Genomic DNA, 24,337 nt, shown 5'->3' on the forward strand with positions numbered 1-24,337 from the left:
CATGAAGACGTTACAGGAAGAAGGGGCTTGGCTGGAACAGCCGCTCCACTTCCGGGATGTACTTCTTGTCCACTAGGAACATGACCACATGGTCATCCTGCTGGATCTTGGTGCGATCGTGGGCTATCAGCACCTCATCCCCGCGTACTACGGCACCGATGGTGGTGCCCGGCGGCAGCTTGAGCTCGCCCACCGTCTTGCCGACCACCTTGGAGGTGTTCTCATCGCCGTGGGCGATCGCCTCGATCGCCTCGGCAGCACCGCGGCGCAAGCTGTAGACGTTGGCGATATCGGCCCGGCGCACGTGGGTCAGCAGGGCCGAGATGGTGGCCTGCTGCGGCGAGATGGCGATATCGATGGAGCCACCCTGCACCAGATCCACGTAGGCGCCGCGCTGGATCAGCACCATGGTCTTCTTGGCGCCCATCTTCTTGGCGAGCAGCGCCGACATGATGTTGGCCTCATCCTCGTTGGTCACGGCGATGAAGACGTCGATCTGGTCGATGTGCTCCTCGGCCAGTAGCTCCTGATCCGCCGCATCGCCGCAGAAGACGATGGTGTTCTCCAGCAGTTCGGAGAGCTGCTCCGCCCGCTTCTGGTTGCGCTCGATAAGCTTGACGCTGTAGCGCTTCTCCAGCTGACGGGCGAGGCCTGCGCCGATGTTGCCGCCACCGACGATCATGATGCGGCGGTAGGGGCTCTCTAGGCGCTGCAGCTCCGACATCACGGCACGGATATGGCCCGCGGCGGCGACGAAGAAGACCTCGTCATCCGCTTCGATGATGGTGGTCCCTTGCGGGCGGATCGGGCGGCCCTGACGGAAGATGGCCGCTACCCGGGTCTCGATGTTGGGCATGTGCTCGCGCAGGGTGGAGAGGGCGTTGCCCACCAGCGGGCCACCGTAGTAGGCCTTGACAGCCACGAGACCGACGCGGCCTCCAGCGAAATCAACCACTTGCAGGGCGCCCGGATATTCGATCAGGCGACGTACATAGTCGGTCACCAACTGCTCCGGCGCGATCAGGTGATCCACCGGCACCGATTCCGGCAGGAACAGGCGATCTCGCTCGGTCAGATAGGCCGGCGAGCGGATCCGTGCCACCTTGTTCGGGGTGTTGAACAGGGAGTAGGCCACCTGACAGGCGATCATGTTGGTCTCGTCACTGTTGGTGACGGCGACCAGCATGTCGGCATCCTGAGCACCCGCTTCGCGCAGCACCTTGGGGTGGGCGCCGTGACCGTTGACCACCCGCAGGTCAAACTTGTCCTGCAGTTCGCGCAGGCGTTCGCTGTCGGTGTCGACGATGGTGATGTCGTTGTTCTCCCCGGCCAGGTTCTCGGCCAGGGTGCCGCCGACCTGGCCGGCTCCCAAAATGATGATCTTCATAGGGAACGTCTACTCACGTTGATGCAGTAAAGGGGCATTTCACCTGCATGGCGATTGCCCCGGAAGAAGCATGTCAGCGTCACAGCTTGACCAGCTTGGCGTAATAGAAGCCATCCATCTCGGCTTCACCCGGCAGGAACTGGCGACCCGGGCAGTCCGGGGTGTCCTGTTCGTGCAGCGGTACCAATTTGGCATCTTTGGTTGCGGCAAGGAAGGCGCGGATCTGTTCGCGGTTCTCTTCCGGCAGGACGGAGCAGGTGGCGTAGAGCAGGGTGCCGCCGCTCTTCAGCTTGCCCCAGAGGGCGTTCAGAATACGGCGCTGCAGCTCGGCCAGCTCGCGGATGTCCTGATCACGGCGCAACCACTTGATGTCGGGGTGGCGACGGATAACGCCGGTGGCGGAGCAGGGGGCATCCAGCAGGATGCGGTCGAACTGGCCCTCCGGCCACCACTGTTCCGGTGCTGCGGCATCGCCGTGGATCACTTTGGCGGTCAGGCCGATGCGATCCAGGTTCTCCTGCACCCGCTTGAGGCGGTTCTCGTCGGCATCAACGGCGACCACTCCGGCCAGCTTGGGCTGACGCTCCAGCAGGTGGGCGGTCTTGCCGCCGGGGGCCGCGCAGGCATCCAGCACCCACTCACCCGGTTGCGGGTCGAGCAGTGCCGCGGCCTGCTGTGCTGCACCATCCTGTACCGAGCAGTCACCGACCTCGAAGCCGGGCAGCTTGGTCACATCGCAGGGACGCTCCAGCAGGATGCAATCCTCGCCCTCTTCACCGGCCACGGCATTGATGCCGACTTCAGCCATGCGAGCCAGCATGGCATCGCGGCTCTGGCGCTGGCTGTTGTTGCGGATCCACATGGGAGGGCGCTGGTTGTTCGCCTCCATGATGAATTCCCACTCATCGTGATAGGCCTGACGCAGGCGCTTGGTGAGCCACTCCGGATGACCGAGGCGAATACTGGGAACACGGTCGATACGCAGCAGAATGACTTCGGCGCTGCGCTGGAAGTTGCGCAGCACGCCGTTGATGAGGCCACGCAGGGAGGTGCCCTTGAGCAGTTTGACGGCATTGACGGTCTCGGCCACCGCGGCGTGAGCCGGAATGCGGGTGTAGATGAGCTGATAGAGACCGACTAGGATGAGGTAGTGGAAAATGCGGCTCTTGTTCTTGAGCGGCTTGTCCATCATCTCGTTGACTGCCGCATCGAGGCGGGGCAGCCAGCGCAGGGTACCGTAGCAGAGTTCTTGCAGGAGAGCGCGATCACGGGGCGCAACCTTCTCCTGGGCAGCAGGCAGAACAGCGGAGAGGGATTGACCCTGATCCAGCACCTGTTGAATAACGAGAGCGGCCTGTGCACGTGTTTTCATAGAGTTACCTTAGATGCGCAAGTCGGGGCCTGGGCCCCGCTTGTGTCAATTCAATCCAGTTCAATTCAATTGCGTGCCGGGTTCAAACCAGTCGCGGCGAGAGTTGAGCAGATCCGAAACGGACATCGCCTTCTTGCCGGGCGGTTGCAGGGTCAGCAGGCGCAGTACCCCTTTGCCGGTCGCGATATCGATCCCCTGCTTGTCGGCCTTGAGCAGGGTGCCGGCGGGTTGGTCGTGGTCGCTGTCAATGACGGCGGCTTGCCATACCTTGACGGTCTGGTCAGCCACTTCAAACCAGCTGATGGGCCAGGGGTTGAACGAGCGGATGCAGCGTTCGATGGCAACAGCCTCCATCGACCAGTCGATGCGGGCCTCTTCCTTGGAGAGCTTTTCGGCGTAGTTGGCCAGCGCATCATCTTGTGCCTCGGCAGCGGTTTCACCGGCGGCCATGGCATTGATGGTGTCGACCAGTGCTTGCGGGCCCAGCTCGGCCAGCTTGTCATAGAGGCTGGCGGAGGTCTCGTCGGCGGCGATTGGGCAGCTTACCTTGCGGATCATGGCGCCGGTATCCAGTCCCACATCCATCTGCATGATGGTGACGCCGGTTTCGGCATCGCCCGCCCAGATAGAGCGCTGGATCGGTGCGGCACCGCGCCAGCGCGGCAGCAGGGAGCCATGGACGTTGATGCAGCCCAGCCGCGGGGTATCGAGTACCACCTTGGGTAGGATCAGACCATAGGCCACCACCACCATCAGGTCGGCACCCAGTGCAGCAAGCTCGGCTTGCGCCTCTTCCTTGCGCAGAGAGGCAGGTTGGTAAACCGGCAGGTTGTGGGCCAGTGCCAGCTCTTTGACCGGGCTGGCGGTGAGCTTCTGGCCACGGCCAGCGGGCTTGTCAGGCTGGGTATAAACGGCAACGACCTCGTGGTCGGAAGACAACAACGCCGCCAGGTGACGGGCGGCGAAGTCGGGAGTACCGGCAAAAATCAGTTTCAGCTTATTCAATGGGGCAGATCCTCAGAGGACTTTGCGATCTTCACGGGCCATCTTTTCCAGCTTCTGGCGAATGCGCTGGCGCTTGAGCGGGGACAAGTAATCCACAAACAGCTTGCCGACCAGATGATCCATCTCATGCTGGATGCAGATGGCGAGCAGATCGTCGGCTTCCAGCTCGAACGGCTTGCCGTTGCGATCTAAAGCGCGGATTTTGATCTGTTCGGCGCGAGGCACCAGAGCACGGCTGCCGGGCACGGAGAGGCAACCCTCTTCAATGCCGGTGCTGCCGCACTGCTCGATGACCTCCGGATTGATCAATACCAGAGGATCTTCACGGTTTTCAGAGACATCGATCACTATGATGCGCTGGTGAATGTCGACCTGAGTCGCGGCCAGGCCAATGCCTTCCTCCGCGTACATGGTTTCGAACATATCATCTACAATCTGTTGTAACTCGGGTGTAAAGGTCTCGACAGGGGCTGCAACGGTGCGCAGGCGCTCATCGGGAAAACGCAATACATCTAGAATGGCCATAGTTTTTTCTTTAGTTTCGTATAAATGCAGTCAATATTGGCGTAATTCTAGTCATTTACGCCGACAAAAAACAGCAACACTTTGCGTACAGAAGTAACAGGGAGTGTTATGTATCTGAAGCAAACCATCCTCGCCTGCCTGCTGGTGACCGTGAGTCAGGCAGCATTGGCCGATCAGCTCAGGCTGAAAGCGGGTTACCCCGAAAGTTATGTAGTGCAAAAAGGCGACACCCTGTGGGATATCTCCGGCAAGTATCTTTCCGAACCCTGGCTCTGGCCCCGTCTCTGGAACATCAATCCGCAGATTGCCAATCCTCACTGGATCTACCCCGGTGATGTACTGCATCTGAGCTGGGTCAATGGTGAACCTCGGCTCGGCAAGGCGATGCAGGGTGGCAAGCAAGTTATCCGTCTCGGCCCGAAAACCCGTTACGAGAGCAAAGCCAACCCCATTCCGACCCTGCCCATCAGCGAGATCGGGCCCTTCCTGCAAACCGACCATATTCTGGCTGACAGCCAGCAGCAGAAAACCCTGCCCTATCTGCTGGGGTCGGATCAGAAACATATCGGCATGCTGGAGGGGGACACTCTCTATGTGCAGGGCTCCCTGACACCGGGGCAGGTCTATGGCATTTATCACCCCGGAGTGGTCTACAAGGATCGCGAAACCGGTGAACTGCTGGGCCAGGAGGCGATCTTTGCCGGTGTGGTGCGGGCCGTGGCGCGTCTTGATGGCGATCGGACCGAGGTGACTCTGACTCATAACCAGCGCGAAGTGTTGCAGGGCGACAAGGTGATGCCGCTGCCGGCTCAGGAGAACATGTCCGCCGTCTTCACACCGAAAGCGGCACCTGCCATCACGCCGGGCTATATCATCGATTTGCCGAACAAGACCCGGGGCGGTGGCAAGTTTGATGTGGTACTGATCAACCGGGGCGGCCGCGATCAACTGGTCGCCGGGGATGTACTGGATGTCAGACGGCCCGGTGCTGCTCTGGTCACCAAGAATGGCGATGTACAGTACAAGGAGCTCTCGTCGGTTTTTAACCGGGTGTTTTACAGCAGCAACAAGAAGGCACCACTGCCCTCTGAAGCGATTGCCCGTGTCATGTTGTTCAAGGTGTATGACAAGCTGAGTTACGGTCTCATCATGCAGAGTAACGACATGGTGAGTGCGGGTTATCAGGTCACTCACTTCTGACGTGAACTACCCCGACGCGCGTCTGGCGCTTTGGCTAACTCTCGATGCGGTCACCGGTATTGGTCCGGTGACCGCTGCACGTCTGTTGGAGCGGGCCGGGGGAAGTATTGAGACCCTGTTCCAGAGCGATGAAGCGCAACTGCATGGTATGGGGCTGTCGTCAGAGCAGATCAAACAACTGCGCTGGCCCTCGCCGGTGGTTGAGCAGAGCCTGGCTTGGACCGCTTTGCCTGGCAACGTTCTTATTCCGCAAGATCATCCGGTTTATCCACCCTTGTTGCGGGAGATATCCGCGGCACCCCTGTTGCTCTACTGTCGTGGCGAGCTTGCTGCGCTGTCGCTACCCCAGTTGGCAATGGTGGGTACACGCCATCCTACCTATGCAGGCAAAGATAATGCCTCCCGCCTCTGTAGCGAGCTGGTTGGATGCGGGTTAGCTATCACCTCGGGCCTTGCGCTTGGTATCGATGGTGTTTGCCATCAGCAAGCGCTGGCTTGTGGTGGTATCACCCTTGCCGTATTGGGTTCCGGGCTGGATTGTCTCTACCCCAAACGCCATCAGGGGCTGGCAGGTCAGATTCTGGAGAGCGGTGGTTTGCTTATCTCCGAGCTGGCGCCGGATAAAGGACCGCTGGCTGAACATTTTCCTCGTCGCAACCGTATTATCAGTGGTCTGTCGCTGGGAACTCTGGTGGTGGAGGCGACCGAGCAGAGCGGTTCGCTGATCACCGCCCGCTATGCGCTTGAACAGGGGCGCGAAGTGTTTGCAGTGCCCGGCGCCCCGCAAAACGCCCAGGCGATAGGGTGCAACAGATTAATTCAGCAGGGGGCCAAACTTGTGCTGAGTGCGGCCGATATACTGGAAGAGCTGCCAGAGTGGGTCGCACGGCCACATTCGTCGGTTACATCATCTGAGCAACCGCATAATAGCGAATTGCCTTATGCCGATTTGTTGGATAACGTAGATTATGAGACCACGAGCGTGGATACCGTTGCCGAGCGGGCCCAGCTTCCTGTCGAAGTGGTATTGGGCAGGTTGGTAGAGCTGGAGCTGGCCGGTGCAGTGATGGCGGTAGCCGGTGGATACGTCAGAGCGAGGAGGGCGAATCATGTTTGATGTATTGATGTACCTTTTCGAGACCTACATCCACAGCGATGCAGATGTGATGGTCGAGCAGGATGAGCTCACCGACGAGTTGAGCCGGGCCGGTTTCGATAAAGAAGAGATCGACAAGGCGCTCGACTGGCTGGAGCGGCTGGCCAATCTGCACGATAGCGAGCGGGAGGTCTATGTCACCGCCAGCGCGCAAGGCTCGATGCGTATCTATGCTCCGCAAGAGTTGGCACGCCTCAGCACCGAGTGCCGCGGCTTCCTGCTCTTTCTGGAACAGGCCCAGGTGCTGAATGCCGAAACCCGCGAGATCTGTATCGAGCGCCTGCTCGAGCTGGACAAGCCGGATATCGAGCTGGATGACCTGAAGTGGGTTGTCATGATGGTGCTGTTCAACGTACCGGGCAGTGAAAATGCCTACCAGCAGATGGAAGAGCTGGTGTTTGATGAGTCAGACGGCGTCATTCACTGACAGTCCGGTGCCGCGCTGGTAGAATTCAGGCCATCTGGATTTCAAGGCGCGGCCCATGTCAAAAATCGATCATCACCTCTTTTCAGCCCACGAACATGCCTTCGAGCGCGAGCCGTGCCCGCAGTGCGGGGCCGAGCTGGTGATCCGCCAGGGCAAACATGGCCCCTTTCTCGGCTGTTCTGCCTATCCTGCCTGTGATTACATTCGCTCCCTGACGCCATCCGGCCGCGACATCGAAAAGGTGCTCGAAGGCTCTGCCTGTCCCGATTGCGGAGAGCCGTTGGCGATAAAGAAGGGGCGTTACGGTCTCTTTGTCGGTTGTACCCAGTATCCTGCCTGCCAGCATATCGAATCCCTGCAGGAGAGTGACGATACCCAGATCCTCTGCCCCGAGTGCGGCAAGGGTCATCTGGTGAGCCGGACCTCCCGCTACGGCAAGCAGTTTTACTCCTGTGATGGTTATCCCCACTGTAAATATGTGGTGAACGACAAGCCGATCCCCATGCCCTGTCCCGCGTGTGGTTGGGGCATCATGGTAGAGAAAAAAGTGAGGGGAACTCTGCGTTGGGTCTGTCCGCAAAAGAAATGCAGCCACCAAAGTGAGCAGGTATAATCCCGCCGCCGCAACCGGATTGAAACGTTTTCGGTGAACTTCAACCCCCCACTTGGAGTAAGGAAATTCCCACCATGAATAAACCCTTTGTTGCCGTATTGATGGGCTCTGATTCTGATTTCCCCGTGATGCAGACCACCCTCGAGGTGCTCAAGTCATTTGATATCGCAGTGGAAGTCAAAGTCACCTCCGCGCACCGCACGCCGGCTGCGACTCATCAGTATGTGACCGATGCCGAGGCCCGTGGCTGCAAGGTCTTTATCTGTGCTGCCGGTCTGGCTGCGCATCTGGCGGGTGCCGTAGCCGGCATCACGACTCGTCCTGTGATCGGGGTACCCATCGATGGTGGCCCGCTCAAGGGGCTGGATGCGTTGCTCTCCACCGTGCAGATGCCGGGTGGTGTACCGGTAGCGACCGTGGCGATCGGCAAAGCCGGTGCCAAGAACGCAGGTTATCTGGCAGCCCAGATGCTGGCAGTAGCCGATGATGAACTGGCGGCCAAGGTTCGGGCCGAACGCCAGAAGAATGCTGAAGAGGTGATGGCCAAGGATGCCGCCCTGCAGGCTCAACTCAAGTAAGTGAATGGGTGGCGATCCGGATGTGTCGTATTTTTCCTGTGCTACAGCAAAACGTCACTTTGTTGTGGTCGCCGCCGTATGGATTCAACTTGCTACTAAGTGACGAGGCGGCAGCCAGGCTGCCGCATTTTTCCTATGCCAAATGAATTTGAACAGGCAGTTGCCGCCCTCCAGCAGGAAGGGGTGATTGCTTATGCGACCGAGGCCGTGTTTGGTCTGGGTTGTGATCCCGACTCCGAAGTGGCGGTGCAGCGACTGCTGGCCATCAAACAGCGTCCGGTAGAGAAGGGGTTGATCCTGATTGCTGCCGATTTGGCGCAATTGCAGGATTACATCGATCTGAGCCAACTTAGCGGTGAGCAAATGGCTCGGGTTGAAGCCAGCTGGCCCGGCCCCTTTACCTGGATCATGCCTGCCCGTGCAACGACGCCGGCCTGGCTGACCGGGCAGTTCGAGACCCTCGCGGTGCGCGTGACGGCTCATCCTCAGGTGCAGGCGTTGTGTCGCGCCTTTGGCAAGCCGCTGGTTTCTACCAGCGCCAACCTGACCGGTGAGGAGCCTGCCCGTCGGGTGGCCGATATTGGTGAGCGGCTGGCAAGCAAGCTGGCTTATATCCTGCCCGGTGAAGTGGGTGGCCAAGCTAACCCCTCCGAGATCAAGGACGCCCGAACCGGCGCCATTATTCGCCCCTCCTGAGCTGGCGGATACGTCATGATTTGCTATCAATCCGCTGAGTGGTGAATTCACCGGATTGATTTAACTATAAAAATGGACAGGGCGTTCACGATCCTGCCTGACTGGAGACAAGATGAGCAAACCGGATGTGGCCCAGGTCAAGGCCTTCCTGTTGCAGTTGCAGGACGAGATCTGCCGTGGTCTGGAGCAGGCCGATGGCAGTGGACACTTTGTGGAAGATGCCTGGAGCCGTGAAGGCGGTGGCGGTGGTCGCACCCGTGTGCTGCGCCACGGCGCGGTGATCGAGCAGGGGGGCGTCAACTTCTCCCATGTCTATGGCGATGCCATGCCTGCCTCTGCTACGGCCCATCGGCCCGAGTTGGCCGGTCGCAAGTTCGAGGCGATGGGCGTGTCGCTGGTGATCCATCCGCACAACCCCTATGTGCCGACCAGCCATGCCAACGTCCGTTTCTTCATTGCCGAGAAAGAGGGTGAAGAGCCCATTTGGTGGTTTGGCGGTGGTTTCGATTTGACGCCCTTCTATCCGTTTGCCGAGGATGTGCAGCTCTGGCATCAGGTCTCCCGTGATCTCTGCCAGCCGTTCGGTGATGAGATCTACCCCGAGTTCAAATCCTGGTGCGATCGCTACTTCTTCCTCAAGCACCGCAACGAGACACGGGGGGTGGGCGGTCTCTTCTTCGACGATCTGAATCGCTGGCCTTTTGCCGACTGCTTTGCCTTTATGCAGGCGGTAGGTCGGGGATATCTCGATGCTTACCTGCCGATCATCGAACGACGCAAGGTTCTACCCTATGGCGAGCGGGAGCGGGAGTTCCAGCTCTATCGTCGCGGCCGTTATGTGGAGTTCAATCTGGTGTATGACCGGGGCACCCTGTTCGGGTTGCAGACTGGCGGACGTACCGAGTCGATCCTGATGTCGATGCCACCGCTGGCACGTTGGGAGTATGACTGGCAGCCGGAGGCGGGCACTCCTGAAGCCTTGCTCTACACCGATTACCTCACGCCGCGAGAGTGGCTGTGACCCGAGGGGCCATGATGGCCCCTTTTTACTGGCCGATATTCGGCTTGTTCCCGAGTGCGAAAACCCGTTAAATCGGAATATTGCCCTCTGATGGAACTCTTTGATGGATCGTTATCTGGTTTTTGGCCACCCGGTGCGCCACAGCAAGTCCCCCTTCATTCACACCCTGTTTGCCAGACAAACCCAGCAAGAGCTGGAGTATGGGCTGGCTGAACCCGCCGTCGACGAGTTTGCCCACGCCCTGCGCACCTTCTTTGACCAAGGGGGCAAGGGATGCAATGTCACCGTTCCCTTCAAGGAGCAGGCATTCACTCTGGTCGATCGCTTGAGTACGAGGGCCAAGCGGGCGGGCGCGGTCAATACCATCAAGCTGACCGATGATGGCGTGTTGCTGGGGGATAATACCGATGGCGCCGGTCTGGTCGCCGATCTCAAGTCCCATGGTGTGACGCTGGCGGATAGCCGGATCCTGCTGCTGGGGGCCGGTGGCGCGGCTCGTGGGGCATTGGCGCCGCTGCTGGCCGAGTTGCCGAGCGAGCTGGTGATCGCCAACCGCACCCACACAAAAGCGCAACAGTTGGCTGCCGAATTCCACGATCTGGGGCCTGTGACTGCCCAGGCCTATGAGCAGTTGGCTGGTCCGTTCGATCTCGTTATCAATTCGACTTCTGCCAGCCTGCAAGGGGAGCTGCCGCCGTTGACTCCCGCCCTGATCCACACTGATATTGCCATCTACGACATGATGTATGGCGCCTCGGATACGGCCTTTATCAGTTGGGCCAAACAGCATGGGGCCCGTCAAACCATGGATGGACTCGGCATGCTGGTGGAACAGGCCGCCGAAGCGTTTACCGTGTGGCGCGGAATTCGTCCCGGGACTAAACAGGTATTGAGAGAGTTGAAGCGTAACTTGGGGGTGATATGAACCAGGGTATTCTGTTTCCCGACCTGATGGAGTGGCAGGCTGACGAACAGCGGGTGCGTTTTCCTGCCCAGCAGATGGGGGCGCTGATAGATTGTTACATCAGCCAGCGGCGACTGGAGAGAATGACAGGTCTGGCGCTGACGAGAGAGGATGACATCGTCAGAGCCTTTGAAAGTGTGCGTTTTGACATTGAAGATCTGGCTGAAAAACTCATTGAAGAACAAGAGTTTGCCGAAGATGGTGCTATCTACCTCTGATTTTTCAAAGTTTTTTTGTTTTGTAGCGGAACTACTTTGAAATGGCGCTGACTAACTAGATAGTTGAGGAAGTGCTAGCTAGTCACCTTTATAACTCCCCAGTATTCGTACTGGGGATTTTTTTATCTACATGAAAATAAAAGATTTTTTCTTAATCTGTAAGTTGTGAAACTAAATTACATAAATTACTTTCACTTTCTGCTGCTTTGCTGTACAGTTGTCTGCGTAGGGTACAGAGGTAAGATGTTCTATCTTTCAGACCTTTTATTTCACGTAATTGAATGTGGCTGAATAGCTGCCCCGATGAGGTTCTCGTCGGGGTGTTTTTTTATGCGCACCATTTAGAGTAAATGCTTTAAATTGGCGATGCATTTGATAGAATGAGGCTGCTTCTTGAGGAATACCTGTCGTCTGGTACTCAAGATTCAGCTTCTTCCCAATTTTTTGAACTTATTATTTCAGGCTGGATGGCATCACTGTCGTCCGGCCTCATTTTTATCCCTTTCGGTTAGAGCTTGTAATTAAATTTCATTTTTGTCTCTTTTTGTGATTCTGGTTCGTTTTGAAAGAACGAATTTGAAAACGCTATCAACACCTGCTTAAGTTAATTATTTTTGTGAATTAACTGCCTATCTATATGAAATTTAAGCAGTATTGGATATAGCAGGGGAGGCGAATGCGGGGTATTTGTCGTGAGGCAGGTGAAAGCGGCAATCTGAAACCCTTTCAATCAGCGGAGGAGTGCTCCGCCAATTGCAAGGAGAGCGAGGAGTAGACTACTCCTCGGCAGGTTGCTGTTCATCAGCGTCCAGCAGGTCGGTATCGTCACCACTGACGTACCATTCGGTCAGGGTTTGCGCCAGCTTCTCCACACCGATATTGGTGAGGGAGGAGAACGCTTCGACCTGGATCTGGGAACCGAGGTTGGCAACGGCCTGGCGCACCTTGATCACCTGGTTGTTGCGCGGGCCTGGGCTCAATTTGTCAGCCTTGGTCAGCAGCAGCATGACGGGCAACTGACGATGCGAGCTCCACTCCAGCATGTTCATGTCGGTATCTTTGAGCGGGTGGCGGATGTCCATCAGGATCACCAGACCTTTCAATGACTCACGGCGCTGCAGATACTCTGCCAGTGACTTTTGCCACTTGAGCTTCATTTCCAGCGGAACTTGCGCATAACCATAACCCGGCAAGTCGACCAGACGCTTGCCCGGTTCCAGCTCAAACAGGTTGATCAGCTGGGTACGACCGGGTGTCTTACTGGTGCGCGCCAGGTTCTTGTGTTTGGTTAAGGTGTTCAATGCAGATGACTTACCGGCGTTGGAACGGCCGGCAAACGCGATCTCGACACCCCCATCATTTGGCAGGTGACGGATGTCGGGTGCGCTGGTCACAAAATGCACCTTATTGAAATTCAGAGTTTGTGTATCCAACGTAAATTCCCCATGGAGATAGAGGGTTATAGAGTTACTTTTTTGTAAAATGGTGTAAAATAGCGTCGCTTAAACGCGTTTATTTTAACATGCCTTCAGCGGCATGGGATCTGGAAGCCTAATAACGAAAAGTTGGAACGCCATGAAGAACCTAGTCATTACTCTTGCTCTGATGGTTGGCGTAACGGGGATGGCACAAGCCAAGGGCGATGCCGCTGCGGGACAGACCAAGGCTGCCGTTTGTGCGGCTTGTCATGGACCGGACGGAAACAGCCTGGTTGATATGTACCCCAAAATTGCTGGTCAGCACGCATCATATATCAAAAAGCAGTTAGTTGAACTGAAGGCTGCCGCTTCTGGTCAAATTGGCCGGGTTGCGCCAGTGATGGGGCCGATGGCGTTACCTTTGTCGGAACAGGACATGGATGACCTGGCGGCTTATTTCTCCAGCCTGAAGGTTACCCCTATCGCTGTCCCTGACGACGTGGTCGAAGCGGGCAAGGCACTCTATATGGGTGGTGACATGAGTCGCGGTCTGGCAGCTTGTACGGCTTGCCATGGTCCCCGTGGCTCTGGTGTCGAACAGGCGAAGTATCCCAACCTGTCCGGCCAGCATCCTGCCTATATCAAGGCTCAGCTCACCGCATTCCGTGCCGGGACGCGTGACAACGATCCGAATGGCATGATGCGGGATGTTGCCAAGAAACTGACTGATCAGGATATCGAAGCCCTCTCCAAATATGTGGCGGGTCTGCACTGATATAGTCGATACGGTCGATTTGAGTTGAAACGGGGAGCTTGGGCTCCCCGTTGTTTTTATGGCTTTCAGATAATTCTCGGTTTAATCCCCCCATTCTGTAAGAGATCTCCCATTCTCAAGGCAGGTCAAGGCTCATAAAATTGCATAAAATATTAAATAATCATTATTTATCAATAAATTATATGAGCATTGATATTTTTCGACATGTTGAGAATGTTTTGAGTGGATTGAGCCGCTTTATAGAGTTGGTACAGTAGGCTTAATGGATTCACCCACGGATTGGGTGGCGGTTTCACGACAGGGTGTTGTGAGCAGAGGATGGCTGGCGTGGCGGGATGCCATGGGCTCGGATGAGCTGGCAAAGGATTGAAGGATCAGGATGGTGACCATCTCCGGAGCGGGATGGGGTTGCGGGATGCAGACTCCCCGGCACGATGGCTGGATGCGGTCGAGACGGGTCAAACAGGCACACGCACATTCAGGAACGACCAATATAAGGTCAGGATGACCACACAACGATATGATGCGGCGACAAGTTGTCACGGAGAGGACGAAACAGATTGTTTTGCCATTCAGGATGGCGCACGCATGAACATATCAAGGCAGCTTCGGCTGCCTTTTTTCTTTTGGGTCATTAACCCGATTAGCCATTCTGTGTCAAAATACCAGCAACATGCCCAGAGGATACCGATCCTGCGGTGTTCAGTGGCCTGATTGGGCCGGATTGGTGCGGGATCCTGCTCTTGTTCCAGCCTTACTGTTCCTCGCATCGTATCCCACCGGGTGAGATCATCCCGGGTACGGGTCAAACCAGTTATTTTCGGAGTTAGCCATTCATGTCTGCCAAACAACCCACTCGCAAGCCTACTGGCAAGCGCAAAGAATCTGATGTCAGTGCTCAGGAAGGCCGTGAGCGTAAACGGGCTGCCAAGCGCAAGGGCCTGAAGGCTGGTTCTCGTCAGCAAGTTGAACAGCCGAAGAACAAGTCTGGCAACAGCCAGTCCAAAGATCCGCGTATCGGTTCCCGCAAGCCGGTAGTTCTGGTGGTGGATGACAAACAGAAGAAGCCGGCAGCACCCAAGGCGGTGAAAGAGAAGAAGCTGGTGATGACGCCCGAGCAGGAGCTGGCTTCTATCGAAAACGATGACCGCTTGAATGATCTGCTGGATCGTCTTGATGCCGGTGAATCCCTGGAAGCGGCCGAGCAGGCCTGGGTTGATCAGCGTGTCGACCGTTATCAGGAGCTGATGGATGAGCTGGGCATCATCGACAACGACGATGATGAAGATGATGAGCTGCCGTTTGATGATGGCGATGACGCCGAGTTCGACGAGCAGAAACCGGCCTCCGAAGAGGAGTTGTGGGACCGTTTCAACCAGGTCGATTTCAAGCCGGAACCCAAGCCTGAGCCGAAGAAAAAGTGATGAGTGGATGGATGCTGGCCGCCCTGTTGGGCGGCCTGATTTTGTCAGGATTGGCCATCTATGCAGGCATGCTGCTGGCCAGGCTGAGACGACAGCAAGCGATGCAGTGGCAGGCGATTACCGCTCGCAATGAACGAATTCTGGAGAGCGTGCGGGTCATTGCTCATGCGGTGCAGGAGGGGCAGTGCGATTACTCCGAAGGCGCTATTCGGCTGACCAATCTGCTGGATGCGTTGCAGATCAAGGGGGGGCGAGCATTCGTTGCCGAGTTCCCGGGTCTGTACGGGCTGTATGAGAAGGTGAAAGATATGCCGACTCATGAGGCCAGACGTGCCCTCAAGCGCAATGAAGTGATGAAGATGGATCTCGAACGCAGCGGCTACGAGGCCGAGCTGGAGGCCCAGATCCTCAAGGATGTTGCCCAGCTGAAGGATTTTCAGTTAGGTCGGTGAGCCAACAATAACAACAAGAGAGGAAGCGAGCGTGCAAGCAGAACAGATTGTGTGGGATCAGGCCCTGATCGAAAAATATAACTACAGTGGCCCGCGATACACCTCTTATCCCACTGCGCTGGAGTTCAACGAGAGCTTCGGCTATCCGGATTTTGTCCGCGCTGCCGGCCAGTATCCCGAGCGCAATCTGTCGCTCTACGTGCACATCCCTTTCTGTCACAAGCTCTGCTACTACTGCGGCTGCAACAAGGTCATTACCCGCCATCAGCACAAGGCTGACGAGTACCTCGACTACCTGGAGCAGGAGATCAAGGCGCAAGCCCCGCTCTTCAAGCACCGTCTGGTCACCCAGCTGCACTGGGGTGGCGGTACACCCACCTATCTGGATGAAGCGCAAACGCGCCGCCTGATGGCCATTCTGCGTGAGCACTTCCATTTCGCCGAAGAGGGGGAGTTCAGCATCGAGGTCGATCCGCGCGAGATTGCCATTACCATGCTGGATGTGTTGCGAGACGTCGGCTTTAACCGCATCAGCCTCGGGGTGCAGGACTTCAACAAGGATGTACAGGTCGCAGTCAACCGCGAGCAGGACAACGACTTTATTAAAGCCATGTTGGAACGGGCTAGAGAACTGGGTTTCCGCTCGACCAACCTCGACCTTATCTATGGCCTGCCGCATCAGGATCGTGCCAGCTTCCACCATACGCTGGAAGAGGTGCTCAAGACGGATCCGGCGCGCCTTTCCATCTTCAACTATGCCCATCTGCCGAGTCGCTTTGCCGCCCAGCGCAAGCTGAAAGAAGACGACATGCCTGCTCCGCAAGAGAAGCTGGCCATGCTGCAGGACACTATTGCCTTCCTCACTGGCCAGGGTTATCAGTTCATCGGTATGGACCATTTTGCCAAACCCGATGACGAGCTGGCGGTCGCGCAGCGCGAGGGCAAGCTGCACCGCAACTTCCAGGGCTATACCACCCAGGGAGATTGTGATCTGCTGGGGCTGGGGGTCTCCTCCATCAGCATGATCGGTGATGCCTATTCCCAGAACCAGAAAGAGCTCAAGGCGTATTACGCACAGGTTGCAGAGCTGGGTCATGCCCAGTGGAAAGGCTGCTCGCTCAATCAGGATGATCTGATCCGCCGTGAGGTGATCAAGCGGCTTATCTGTGATTTCCGTCTGAACTTTGCCGCTGTCGAACAGGCGCACGGGCTCAATTTCAGAGAGTATTTTGCTGACGATCTCAAGCTGCTGCAGACCTTCATCAACGATGGATTGGTGCGTATGACGGAGGATGGTCTGGAGGTCTCCTCCACGGGGCAGCTGCTGATCCGCAATATCTGCATGTGTTTCGACGTGTACTTGCGCAACAAGGCACGCCAGCAACAGTTCTCTCGCGTGATATAAGCTTGTTTGCCGATTAGAAAACAGAGAAGGGCGCCATCGTGGCGCCCCTTTCATATGTATTTTTGCTTATGCAGCGGGTCTCGAAGGTTCTGGTAAGAAGTCTCTGCGCTGAGGAAAGCAATTGGGAATCAAGCAATGGTCGTGGTGAAACGCAGATAAAAAGATGGGGGCGACTTGCGTCGCCCCCGGTAGTCGTATCGCTCAGATCCTTGAACGAAGTTGCTCCCTGCAATCCCTGACTGTTTACCTCTTCCTTTAGGTTTCCCCTTCCCAATCCTTTGGGGTGTCCTTTAGCCATCTTGGCCTGACGAGTCATCCTGTCCCGTCGCACTTTCTCCGTCCTGGGAGGTGTCCTTTACCACATCCTGTGGTGAGTCCATTTGCCCAACCCTGGCAGCCAGTCTTCCTGACCGACTTCATTGCGTCCGTGCATGAGTAACTATAAGGATTTTCTAACCGGCTACAACGCCAGATTGGAAAACGTTTTTGTCATTAGCTATTTCGAAAGTGGTGAGTTTCGATTTATTCATTTATAAACAGCTAGTTAAGTTTCTCGTCTTCATGTTTTAAGATCCTATCTTCCGATTATCTCGGGGATCTTTTTGGCCGTTAGCTTACATCTGGAATGGCAGATCTCTTACACGGCGTTTTGGTTGCTTCAGAAACAGATTTTGCAGTCTGATGATGGTCATTCGGGGTGAGTTGGCGAGGCACACAAGAGCGGTTGAATGGAGAAATTATGAGCGCTGGTTGAGCCGCTCATAGATGGTCTGGCGCTCTTCAGGAGTCAGCGAAGAGAAGTAGTGGGTAAAGAGGCGCAGCAACAGGGACTTGTTCATGCCGTCTTGCTGGGTCAGATTACCCAGCTCGTCGATGGCCACCGTGCTCATGGAGAAGGTGGCTTTTTTGTAGCTGGGCTTCAGGTGCTCGCCGCTCTCGATAAAGGCCAGCGCCGACAGGGCTTCGTCACGATGCAGGCCCAGTTCAAGGCTGACCACCTTGGGTTTGCCTTTGGCGTAGAACTCCGCATCTTCGATAAATTCGTCGACGGTGAACTTCTTCTGGTGATGCAGCTGGTGCTTTTTCTTCAGATCGGCCAGACCCATCTCACACCCCCACTTGCAGGAACTCTTTGGCGATGGCCCGGATCTCTTCGGCGGATTTGCCATCCGGCTCGATCTCCATCACCGACAGTCCCTTCTCTTCGCTGTCGTCATAGACGTTGCGACCATAGGTGATGGCGTTCAGGACGTCGACACCGAACGAGGAGCAAACCTCTTTCGCTTCGAGAATGCGTTTTACCTGATTGGGCAGGGCGGGGCACTGGGTCAGCACTACTGCTGCATTGAGGGTCGGGTTGACCATCTTGCAGGTGGTGATGAGATCTTCCATGTGGGGCAGGGTCTTGAGGTCGCGGCGTTTCGGACGCAAGGGGATCAGGGCGTGGGTGGCGACAGCCATGGTAGAGCGCAGCGCCCGGTTGTCTTGCCCGCCGCAATCGACGATGACGTAGTCGTAGCGGTTTTTCAGGCTGAGCAGGTCGTTGCGAATATTGCCATAGAGCTGTACGCAGTTGATTTGTGGCAGCTCCGGGTTGTCGTTGCGCTCCTGAATCCAGTCAGAGGTGGTGCGCTGCGGGTCGCAGTCGACCAGTAACACCTCCCCCTGAAATTGGGATCTGAGGTAGACCGCCAGATTTTGTGCCAGGCAGCTCTTGCCACTCCCCCCCTTCTCTCCACCGACCAACAAGATCATGACGTTCCCCTATCCATGAGAAAACCGCTGATTTCAGTATAGGAGGGGCCTGTCTCATCACAAGGCGAGAGGAGTGATGCTCCTCTCGTTGTTTCGACTAGTAATGAACGCTGCCTCCCTGCCAGCGGCAGACATAGTCAGGCACCAGCATCTGGGGGGCCTTGTCGACATGGCATACCACCATGGGCATGGCAGGGGCTCCTTCAGCCTGACTGAGGGTGGGGAGCGCAGAGAGCAGCAAAGTCGCGAGCAACAGCATGGGTTTCATTTTCATAACAACTCCTTGGTAGTGCCATTCCTGTGTGATCTGGATCACTTTCTGAGTTAAGTCGAGGTTGGCGCCAGCGCAAGGTGAGACGAATAAATTCAATTAATGAAAAAAGTATCAAAAGGCGTTGTGGTGACCGACGAGGATGGCTGCCCACCTTGATGCGGACTTTGTGCATATTAAGTTGAACTGCACAAAGAGGTGGTGACTTATGAGGCCGAGCCTGATGGGGTTGGCATCAATGCCATGATCTGGAACAAGAAAAGATTTATGCAGTGAATGTGGTCGATGTGAGTATTTATTTCTCCCGCGTTCCTCCCGTCACGGTGATGTATTCAATACCTAGGGAGTAATATTCAAATTATATTTGTAACGTTATTTATAGTGATGATTTTTAACGGTTTTTGTTATTTGCATTTAATCACTCCAGTGAACTGGCATGAATAAAAAATGAATCAATCTGAAATATAGCAGGGTGGTTTTGCATGGTTATTCGGTGCGCTTTGCGTGGAAAATGCGCAATTTGCTACCGGGGTCATAGATTGGATGGTGAATATATTCAGTTCTGAGTGAATGTGATCAATGTCTAAGTTTGTCGTGATTCGCAGGGCTAACCTCGGTCTCGAAAGGCAAGGGCAGGATAGAACATAAGCCGATTACCCTACATAAAGAATATCCCGCCTTAGCCACGAGCATGAATAGAAGGAATCTATTCAATCACTCGCAGGGACCACTGCTAGACGGAATATAATCATGAGCAAATTTTATGTAGGTTCTGAAGTTGGCCAATTGCGCCGTGTCATGTTGCACCGCCCCAACCTCAGTCTGAAGCGTCTGACTCCTTCCAACTGCCAGGATCTGCTGTTCGATGACGTCCTGTCTGTTGAACGTGCCGGTCAGGAGCATGACAAATTCGCTCAGGTACTGCGCGATCAGAATGTCGAAGTTTTCCTGCTGACCAATCTGCTGGCCGAGACTCTGGATGTGCCGGAAGCCAAAACATGGCTGCTGCAACATCAGGTCTCCGACTACCGCCTCGGTTCTTCTTTTGCCAACGACGTGCGCTGCTTCCTGGCTGACATGCCGCATCGCGAACTGGCCCGCATTCTCTCCGGCGGCCTGACTTACTCCGAGATGCCCTACAGCGGCGTCAACATGGTAGTTGGCATGCACGCTCCGACCGATTTCATCATCGAGCCGCTGCCCAACCACCTCTTTACCCGTGACACCTCCTGCTGGGTTTATGGCGGCGTTTCCATCAACCCGATGGCCAAGCCGGCCCGTCGCCGCGAGACCAACCACGTGAAGGCTATCTACCGCTGGCATCCGATGTTTGCCGGTCAGGACTTCATCAAGTACTTCGGTGACGAGGAGCGTGACTACGACAACTCCACCATCGAGGGTGGCGACGTACTGGTTATCGGCCGCGGCGCCGTGCTGATCGGCATGTCCGAGCGCACCACCCCGCAAGGTGTCGAGCATCTGGCTCGCAGCCTGTTCAAACACGGTCAGGCCAAACAGGTCATCGCCATGGAACTGCCGAAACACCGCAGTTGCATGCACCTGGATACCGTCATGACCCACATGGATATCGACACCTTCTCCGTCTATCCGGAAGTGATCCGCAAGGATGTGCAGTGCTGGAGCCTGACTCCGGGCGGCGCCACCGGCATGAACATCAAGGAAGAGGGTTACTTCGTCACCGCTATCGAGAAAGCACTGGGCGTGGATCAGCTGAAGATCATCACCACTGGTGGTGACAGCTTCGAAGCCGAACGTGAGCAGTGGAACGACGCCAACAACGTGCTGACCGTGCGTCCCGGCGTGGTGGTGGGTTACGAGCGCAATACCTACACCAACGAGAAATATGACAAAGCCGGTATCACAGTTCTCTCCATCCCGGGTGATGAACTGGGCCGTGGCCGCGGTGGCGCCCGCTGCATGAGCTGCCCGATGGAACGCGACAGCATCTGATGAGACGGCGTGGCGCCGGCAGAAGCTGGCGCCACACAGAACCCAACTCGAGATTAACCACTATGAAAAAACCAACTGTCGTCGTCGCTCTGGGTGGCAATGCACTGCTCCGTCGTGGTGAGCCACTGGAAGCGGATATCCAGCGCAAGAACATTGCAACTGCCGCCAAGACCATCGCCCTGATCGCTCAGGAGTACAACGTGGTGCTGGTGCATGGCAACGGCCCGCAAGTCGGCCTGCTGGCCCTGCAGAATAGCGCCTACACCAAGGTATCCCCCTATCCGCTGGATGTGCTGGGGGCCGAGTCCCAGGGCATGATCGGCTACATGCTGATCCAGGAACTGAAAAACCTGATGCCGAGCCGCAACGTCACCGCGCTGCTGACTCAGGTGCAGGTCGATCCCAAGGATCCGGCGTTTGCCAATCCGACCAAATTTATCGGCCCCGTCTACGAAGAGGCTGAAGCCCGCACCCTGGCAGAAGAGAAGCACTGGGTGGTCAAGGCTGACGGCAAGTTCTTCCGCCGCGTAGTGCCATCCCCGCTGCCCCAGCGCATCGTCGAAGGCGACGCTATCGAGACTCTGATTGCCCAGGGCCATCTCATCATCTGTACCGGTGGTGGCGGTATCCCGGTGACTTGGGATGGCCAGAGCCTGACCGGTATCGAAGCCGTCATCGACAAAGACATGTCTGCCGCCTACCTGGCCAAGCAGATCAAGGCCGACGCCCTGCTGATCCTGACCGATGCCGATGCCGTCTATCTGGATTGGGGCAAACCGACCCAGCGTCCGCTGCGAGTCACCAGCCCGGACGAGCTGGCCGGGGTCAAGTTCGACGCAGGTTCCATGGGACCGAAAGTCGAAGCCTCTTGTGAATTTGTCAAAGCGACCGGCGGCATGGTCGGCATCGGCTCGCTGGAAGATGGCCTCGCCATCCTCAAGGGTGAAGCCGGCACCAATATCGTCGCCACCCGCACCGTACATGCGTAATTACCGATATCTGTACTGAGAATGCGTAGTCAACACTACTGCCCGAACTGGTCTGAAACATATATAGAGAGAAATCATCATGGCTTTTAATCTGCGTAACCGTAACTTCCTGAAACTGCTGGACTTCACCCCGCGCGAAATCCAATACATGATCGACCTGGCCATCGACCTGAAGAAAGCCAAATACGGTGGCTACGAGCGCAAGCATCTGGTCGGCAAGAACATCGCCCTGATTTTCGAGAAGACCTCCACCCGTACTCGTTGTGCGTTTGAAGTGGCGGCCTTCGACCAGGGCGCTCAGGTCTCCTACCTTGGCCCAAGCGGTTCCCAAATTGGTCACAAGGAGTCCATGAAGGACACCGCCCGTGTACTTGGTCGCATGTATGACGGTATCGAATACCGCGGCTACGGTCAGGAGATCGTCGAAGAGCTGGGCGCCTACGCCGGAGTCCCGGTCTGGAACGGCCTGACCAACGAATTCCACCCGACCCAGATCCTGGCCGACTTCATGACCATGCTGGAGCACGGCAAGGGCAAGCGTCTGGATCAAATCAAGTTCGCCTACCTGGGTGATGCCCGCAACAACATGGGTAACTCCCTGATGGTCGGCGCCGCCAAAATGGGCATGGACATCCGTCTGGTCGCGCCGAAAGCCTTCTGGCCGGAAGAGGAGCTGGTTGCCAAGTGCCGCCTGATCGCCGAAGAGACCGGCGCACGCATCACCCTGACCGAAGATGTGAAAGAGGGTGTGCTGGGTGCTGACTTCCTCTACACCGACGTCTGGGTATCCATGGGTGAAGCGAAAGAAGCCTGGGATCAGCGCGTCAAACTGATGACTCCGTATCAGGTCAACATGGATGTCATCAACGCCACCAAGAACCCGGATGTGAAGTTCATGCACTGCCTGCCGGCGTTCCACAACGACGAGACCACCATGGGCAAGGAAGTGGCTGACAAATATGGCATGAAAGGCCTGGAAGTGACCGAGGACGTGTTCGAATCCGAGCACAGCATCGTGTTCGACGAGGCCGAAAACCGGATGCACACCATCAAGGCAGTGATGGTTGCTACGCTGGGCGACTAAGGTCGCAGTAGTGGTGCCGGGGGGCGACCCCCGGCTTTTCGACCATGTGACAGCGGCATAATACCTCTAACCCTACAACCCGCAGCCTGCATGGATACCACACCCACAGAAGGAAGCTGGACCATGACCAAATTCAAGTTCCCGTCAGCCTACACGATACTGTTTGTGCTGATCGCCCTGGTGGCCGCCCTGAGCTGGATAGTGCCGGCCGGCAAATATGAGATGACCATGAACGAAGCCCTCGGCAAAGAAGTGCCGGTGGCGGGTACCTACAAACTGGTGGAGGGGAATCCCCAGGGGATCGTCGACGTGCTGCTGGCACCTATCGATGGCCTCTACAACCACGACACCTATGAGGCAGGCGCCATCGACGTCTCCCTCTTTATCCTGATCATCGGTGGTTTTCTTGGCATTGTGACCAAGACAGGTGCCATCGATGCCGGTATTGAACGTGTGACCGACCGCCTGCGCGGCCGGGAAGAGTGGATGATCCCGATCCTGATGGCGCTGTTCGCCGCAGGCGGCACCATCTACGGCATGGCCGAAGAGTCGCTGCCTTTCTACACCCTGCTGGTGCCGGTGATGATGGCCGCCCGCTTCGACCCAGTGGTCGCCGCGGCAACCGTATTGCTGGGCGCGGGTATCGGTACTCTCGGTTCTACCATCAACCCGTTTGCGACCGTTATTGCCGCCAACGCCGCGGGTATCTCCTTCACCGACGGTATCTGGCTGCGCGTCGCCATGCTGGTCGCCGGTTGGTTGCTCTGCGTTGCCTACGTCATGCGTTACGCCAAGATGGTGCGCAGCGATCCGAGCAAATCCCTGGTAGCTGACAAGTGGGAAGAGAACCGTGCCCACTTCCTTGGCAACAAGAGCGACCAGATGCTGGAGTTCACCCTGACCCGTAAAATCGTGCTGGGTATCTTCGTCGCCGCCTTCGCCGTGATGATCTACGGTGTGGCCGTGCTGGGCTGGTGGATGGCGCAGATCTCCGGTGTGTTCCTGGCTGCCGCCATCATCGTTGGTCTCATCTCCCGCATGAGCGAAGAGGAGCTAACCTCCAACTTTATCGACGGTGCCCGCGACCTGCTGGGTGTGGCGCTGATCATCGGTATCGCCCGCGGTATCGTGGTAGTGATGGATAACGGCATGATCACTCACACCATTTTGCACAGTGCAGAAGGGATCGTGACCGGCCTCTCTACCATCGTCTTTATCAACGTGATGTTCGTGCTGGAAGTGGTGCTCTCCTTCCTGGTGCCGTCCTCCTCCGGTCTGGCCGTCCTGACCATGCCGATCATGGCGCCTCTGGCCGACTTCGCCAACGTGGGCCGCGATCTGGTGGTGACTGCTTACCAGTCTGCCTCCGGTCTGGTGAACCTGGTGACCCCGACCTCCGCCGTGGTCATGGGCGGTCTGGCCATCGCCAAGGTGCCTTATGTGCGCTGGCTGAAGTGGGTGGCTCCGCTGCTCGGTATCCTGACCGTGCTGATCGTGGTCTGCCTGAGCCTGGGCGCCGTGCTCTCCTGAGGGATAACAAGCAAGATGAAACGGGAGCCTGCGGGCTCCCGTTTTTTATGGGCGCAAGAAGTGATGGACAGAAAATAGCAGGCAACAAAAAGGCGACCCGC

At 56.6% G+C, this 24,337-nt stretch carries 25 protein-coding genes; 17 read left to right on the top strand and 8 right to left on the bottom strand.

Features of this window, described 5'->3' with window-relative positions; translation table 11 throughout:
• Positions 1–10: 10 nt before the first annotated feature.
• The 4 genes from trkA to def form a co-directional block, all read right to left on the bottom strand.
• Entirely contained in the window at positions 11–1,387 is a 1,377-nt protein-coding gene (trkA, locus tag ACB042_RS13170; protein WP_005339689.1) for a Trk system potassium transporter TrkA, read from the bottom strand.
• A gap of 79 nt (positions 1,388–1,466) precedes the next feature.
• Positions 1,467–2,759, bottom strand: a complete 1,293-nt coding sequence (rsmB, locus tag ACB042_RS13175) for a 16S rRNA (cytosine(967)-C(5))-methyltransferase RsmB (RefSeq protein ID WP_069555587.1) — start codon at positions 2,757–2,759, stop codon at positions 1,467–1,469.
• Positions 2,760–2,819: 60 nt separating this feature from the next.
• Entirely contained in the window at positions 2,820–3,764 is a 945-nt protein-coding gene (fmt, locus tag ACB042_RS13180; RefSeq protein WP_108588251.1) for a methionyl-tRNA formyltransferase, read from the bottom strand.
• Between the two features lie 12 nt (positions 3,765–3,776).
• Positions 3,777–4,289 (bottom strand): peptide deformylase, encoded by a 513-nt coding sequence (def, locus tag ACB042_RS13185; protein ID WP_005357510.1) that lies wholly within the window; start codon positions 4,287–4,289, stop codon positions 3,777–3,779.
• 108 nt (positions 4,290–4,397) lie between these two features.
• Here def and ACB042_RS13190 point away from each other — a divergent pair, with 108 nt between their 5' ends.
• The 9 genes from ACB042_RS13190 to ACB042_RS13230 all read left to right on the top strand — a co-directional run bounded on the left by ACB042_RS13190 (position 4,398) and on the right by ACB042_RS13230 (position 11,162).
• A complete protein-coding gene (locus ACB042_RS13190) occupies positions 4,398–5,489 on the top strand; it encodes a LysM peptidoglycan-binding domain-containing protein (protein WP_371178545.1) in 1,092 nt (363 codons plus the stop codon).
• A gap of 1 nt (position 5,490) precedes the next feature.
• A complete protein-coding gene (gene dprA / locus ACB042_RS13195; protein WP_371178546.1) occupies positions 5,491–6,606 on the top strand; it encodes a DNA-processing protein DprA in 1,116 nt (371 codons plus the stop codon).
• Entirely contained in the window at positions 6,599–7,072 is a 474-nt protein-coding gene (locus ACB042_RS13200) for a DUF494 family protein (protein WP_005339699.1), read from the top strand. The genes dprA and ACB042_RS13200 overlap by 8 nt, the downstream gene beginning before the upstream one ends.
• Positions 7,073–7,127: 55 nt before the next feature.
• Positions 7,128–7,685 carry a type I DNA topoisomerase gene (locus tag ACB042_RS13205; protein ID WP_216976600.1) on the top strand — a complete coding sequence of 186 codons (558 nt, stop codon included), beginning with the start codon at positions 7,128–7,130 and terminating at the stop codon, positions 7,683–7,685.
• Between the two features lie 74 nt (positions 7,686–7,759).
• Positions 7,760–8,263 carry a 5-(carboxyamino)imidazole ribonucleotide mutase gene (gene purE, locus ACB042_RS13210; protein WP_005339704.1) on the top strand — a complete coding sequence of 168 codons (504 nt, stop codon included), beginning with the start codon at positions 7,760–7,762 and terminating at the stop codon, positions 8,261–8,263.
• A 135-nt stretch (positions 8,264–8,398) separates the two neighbouring features.
• Positions 8,399–8,959, top strand: a complete 561-nt coding sequence (locus ACB042_RS13215; protein ID WP_144715825.1) for a Sua5/YciO/YrdC/YwlC family protein — start codon at positions 8,399–8,401, stop codon at positions 8,957–8,959.
• A 112-nt stretch (positions 8,960–9,071) separates the two neighbouring features.
• Positions 9,072–9,980 (top strand): oxygen-dependent coproporphyrinogen oxidase, encoded by a 909-nt coding sequence (gene hemF / locus ACB042_RS13220; RefSeq protein WP_216979902.1) that lies wholly within the window; start codon positions 9,072–9,074, stop codon positions 9,978–9,980.
• 103 nt (positions 9,981–10,083) lie between these two features.
• Positions 10,084–10,905 (top strand): shikimate dehydrogenase, encoded by an 822-nt coding sequence (gene aroE, locus ACB042_RS13225; protein WP_371178547.1) that lies wholly within the window; start codon positions 10,084–10,086, stop codon positions 10,903–10,905.
• On the top strand, positions 10,902–11,162 hold the full coding sequence (locus ACB042_RS13230; protein ID WP_005339708.1) for a DUF1488 domain-containing protein: 261 nt from the start codon (positions 10,902–10,904) through the stop codon (positions 11,160–11,162). Before aroE ends, ACB042_RS13230 begins: the two co-directional genes overlap by 4 nt.
• A gap of 776 nt (positions 11,163–11,938) precedes the next feature.
• On the opposite strand, the gene yihA is transcribed toward ACB042_RS13230, so the two are convergent.
• Positions 11,939–12,595: a ribosome biogenesis GTP-binding protein YihA/YsxC gene (gene yihA / locus ACB042_RS13235; protein ID WP_026034975.1), complete on the bottom strand. Its 657-nt coding sequence runs from the start codon at positions 12,593–12,595 to the stop codon at positions 11,939–11,941.
• 142 nt (positions 12,596–12,737) lie between these two features.
• On the opposite strand from yihA, the gene ACB042_RS13240 reads away from it, so the two are divergent.
• From ACB042_RS13240 to hemN, 4 genes are all read left to right on the top strand, one after another.
• Positions 12,738–13,355, top strand: a complete 618-nt coding sequence (locus ACB042_RS13240; protein WP_005339710.1) for a cytochrome c — start codon at positions 12,738–12,740, stop codon at positions 13,353–13,355.
• 836 nt (positions 13,356–14,191) lie between these two features.
• On the top strand, positions 14,192–14,779 hold the full coding sequence (gene yihI, locus ACB042_RS13245; RefSeq protein WP_129504914.1) for a Der GTPase-activating protein YihI: 588 nt from the start codon (positions 14,192–14,194) through the stop codon (positions 14,777–14,779).
• An 11-nt stretch (positions 14,780–14,790) separates the two neighbouring features.
• Positions 14,791–15,231 (top strand): DUF2489 domain-containing protein, encoded by a 441-nt coding sequence (locus ACB042_RS13250; RefSeq protein WP_005339712.1) that lies wholly within the window; start codon positions 14,791–14,793, stop codon positions 15,229–15,231.
• A gap of 31 nt (positions 15,232–15,262) precedes the next feature.
• Complete coding sequence (gene hemN, locus ACB042_RS13255; RefSeq protein ID WP_144715831.1) at positions 15,263–16,636, top strand: oxygen-independent coproporphyrinogen III oxidase; 1,374 nt, start codon at positions 15,263–15,265, stop codon at positions 16,634–16,636.
• Between the two features lie 737 nt (positions 16,637–17,373).
• On the opposite strand, the gene ACB042_RS13260 is transcribed toward hemN, so the two are convergent.
• The 3 genes from ACB042_RS13260 to ACB042_RS13270 form a co-directional block, all read right to left on the bottom strand.
• A complete protein-coding gene (locus tag ACB042_RS13260) occupies positions 17,374–17,742 on the bottom strand; it encodes a hypothetical protein (protein ID WP_005339715.1) in 369 nt (122 codons plus the stop codon).
• A 1-nt stretch (position 17,743) separates the two neighbouring features.
• Positions 17,744–18,391 carry an AAA family ATPase gene (locus ACB042_RS13265; protein ID WP_005339716.1) on the bottom strand — a complete coding sequence of 216 codons (648 nt, stop codon included), beginning with the start codon at positions 18,389–18,391 and terminating at the stop codon, positions 17,744–17,746.
• A 97-nt stretch (positions 18,392–18,488) separates the two neighbouring features.
• Positions 18,489–18,665: a hypothetical protein gene (locus ACB042_RS13270; protein ID WP_005339717.1), complete on the bottom strand. Its 177-nt coding sequence runs from the start codon at positions 18,663–18,665 to the stop codon at positions 18,489–18,491.
• A 747-nt stretch (positions 18,666–19,412) separates the two neighbouring features.
• On the opposite strand from ACB042_RS13270, the gene arcA reads away from it, so the two are divergent.
• The 4 genes from arcA to ACB042_RS13290 all read left to right on the top strand — a co-directional run bounded on the left by arcA (position 19,413) and on the right by ACB042_RS13290 (position 24,236).
• Positions 19,413–20,633 carry an arginine deiminase gene (gene arcA / locus ACB042_RS13275; protein WP_005339718.1) on the top strand — a complete coding sequence of 407 codons (1,221 nt, stop codon included), beginning with the start codon at positions 19,413–19,415 and terminating at the stop codon, positions 20,631–20,633.
• Between the two features lie 62 nt (positions 20,634–20,695).
• Positions 20,696–21,622 (top strand): carbamate kinase, encoded by a 927-nt coding sequence (gene arcC / locus ACB042_RS13280; protein ID WP_005339719.1) that lies wholly within the window; start codon positions 20,696–20,698, stop codon positions 21,620–21,622.
• Positions 21,623–21,701: 79 nt separating this feature from the next.
• The gene (gene argF, locus ACB042_RS13285) at positions 21,702–22,706 is read left to right on the top strand and encodes an ornithine carbamoyltransferase (protein ID WP_005339721.1); all 1,005 of its coding nucleotides are present in this window, start codon (positions 21,702–21,704) and stop codon (positions 22,704–22,706) included.
• Between the two features lie 123 nt (positions 22,707–22,829).
• On the top strand, positions 22,830–24,236 hold the full coding sequence (locus ACB042_RS13290; RefSeq protein ID WP_005339725.1) for a YfcC family protein: 1,407 nt from the start codon (positions 22,830–22,832) through the stop codon (positions 24,234–24,236).
• Positions 24,237–24,337 lie beyond the last annotated feature (101 nt).

The sequence above is a fragment of the Aeromonas sp. S13(2024) genome (assembly GCF_041402405.1).
GTDB lineage: Bacteria > Pseudomonadota > Gammaproteobacteria > Enterobacterales > Aeromonadaceae > Aeromonas > Aeromonas veronii.

Coding starts and splice junctions, on each gene's coding strand:
- trkA (WP_005339689.1), bottom strand. CDS start 1,387: ATGAAGATCATCATTTTGGGAGCCGGCCAGGTCGGCGGCACCCTGGCC.
- rsmB (WP_069555587.1), bottom strand. CDS start 2,759: ATGAAAACACGTGCACAGGCCGCTCTCGTTATTCAACAGGTGCTGGAT.
- def (WP_005357510.1), bottom strand. CDS start 4,289: ATGGCCATTCTAGATGTATTGCGTTTTCCCGATGAGCGCCTGCGCACC.
- ACB042_RS13190 (WP_371178545.1), top strand. CDS start 4,398: ATGTATCTGAAGCAAACCATCCTCGCCTGCCTGCTGGTGACCGTGAGT.
- ACB042_RS13200 (WP_005339699.1), top strand. CDS start 6,599: ATGTTTGATGTATTGATGTACCTTTTCGAGACCTACATCCACAGCGAT.
- ACB042_RS13205 (WP_216976600.1), top strand. CDS start 7,128: ATGTCAAAAATCGATCATCACCTCTTTTCAGCCCACGAACATGCCTTC.
- purE (WP_005339704.1), top strand. CDS start 7,760: ATGAATAAACCCTTTGTTGCCGTATTGATGGGCTCTGATTCTGATTTC.
- ACB042_RS13215 (WP_144715825.1), top strand. CDS start 8,399: ATGCCAAATGAATTTGAACAGGCAGTTGCCGCCCTCCAGCAGGAAGGG.
- hemF (WP_216979902.1), top strand. CDS start 9,072: ATGAGCAAACCGGATGTGGCCCAGGTCAAGGCCTTCCTGTTGCAGTTG.
- aroE (WP_371178547.1), top strand. CDS start 10,084: ATGGATCGTTATCTGGTTTTTGGCCACCCGGTGCGCCACAGCAAGTCC.
- ACB042_RS13230 (WP_005339708.1), top strand. CDS start 10,902: ATGAACCAGGGTATTCTGTTTCCCGACCTGATGGAGTGGCAGGCTGAC.
- ACB042_RS13240 (WP_005339710.1), top strand. CDS start 12,738: ATGAAGAACCTAGTCATTACTCTTGCTCTGATGGTTGGCGTAACGGGG.
- yihI (WP_129504914.1), top strand. CDS start 14,192: ATGTCTGCCAAACAACCCACTCGCAAGCCTACTGGCAAGCGCAAAGAA.
- ACB042_RS13250 (WP_005339712.1), top strand. CDS start 14,791: ATGCTGGCCGCCCTGTTGGGCGGCCTGATTTTGTCAGGATTGGCCATC.
- ACB042_RS13260 (WP_005339715.1), bottom strand. CDS start 17,742: ATGGGTCTGGCCGATCTGAAGAAAAAGCACCAGCTGCATCACCAGAAG.
- ACB042_RS13265 (WP_005339716.1), bottom strand. CDS start 18,391: ATGATCTTGTTGGTCGGTGGAGAGAAGGGGGGGAGTGGCAAGAGCTGC.
- ACB042_RS13270 (WP_005339717.1), bottom strand. CDS start 18,665: ATGAAAATGAAACCCATGCTGTTGCTCGCGACTTTGCTGCTCTCTGCG.
- arcA (WP_005339718.1), top strand. CDS start 19,413: ATGAGCAAATTTTATGTAGGTTCTGAAGTTGGCCAATTGCGCCGTGTC.
- arcC (WP_005339719.1), top strand. CDS start 20,696: ATGAAAAAACCAACTGTCGTCGTCGCTCTGGGTGGCAATGCACTGCTC.
- argF (WP_005339721.1), top strand. CDS start 21,702: ATGGCTTTTAATCTGCGTAACCGTAACTTCCTGAAACTGCTGGACTTC.
- ACB042_RS13290 (WP_005339725.1), top strand. CDS start 22,830: ATGACCAAATTCAAGTTCCCGTCAGCCTACACGATACTGTTTGTGCTG.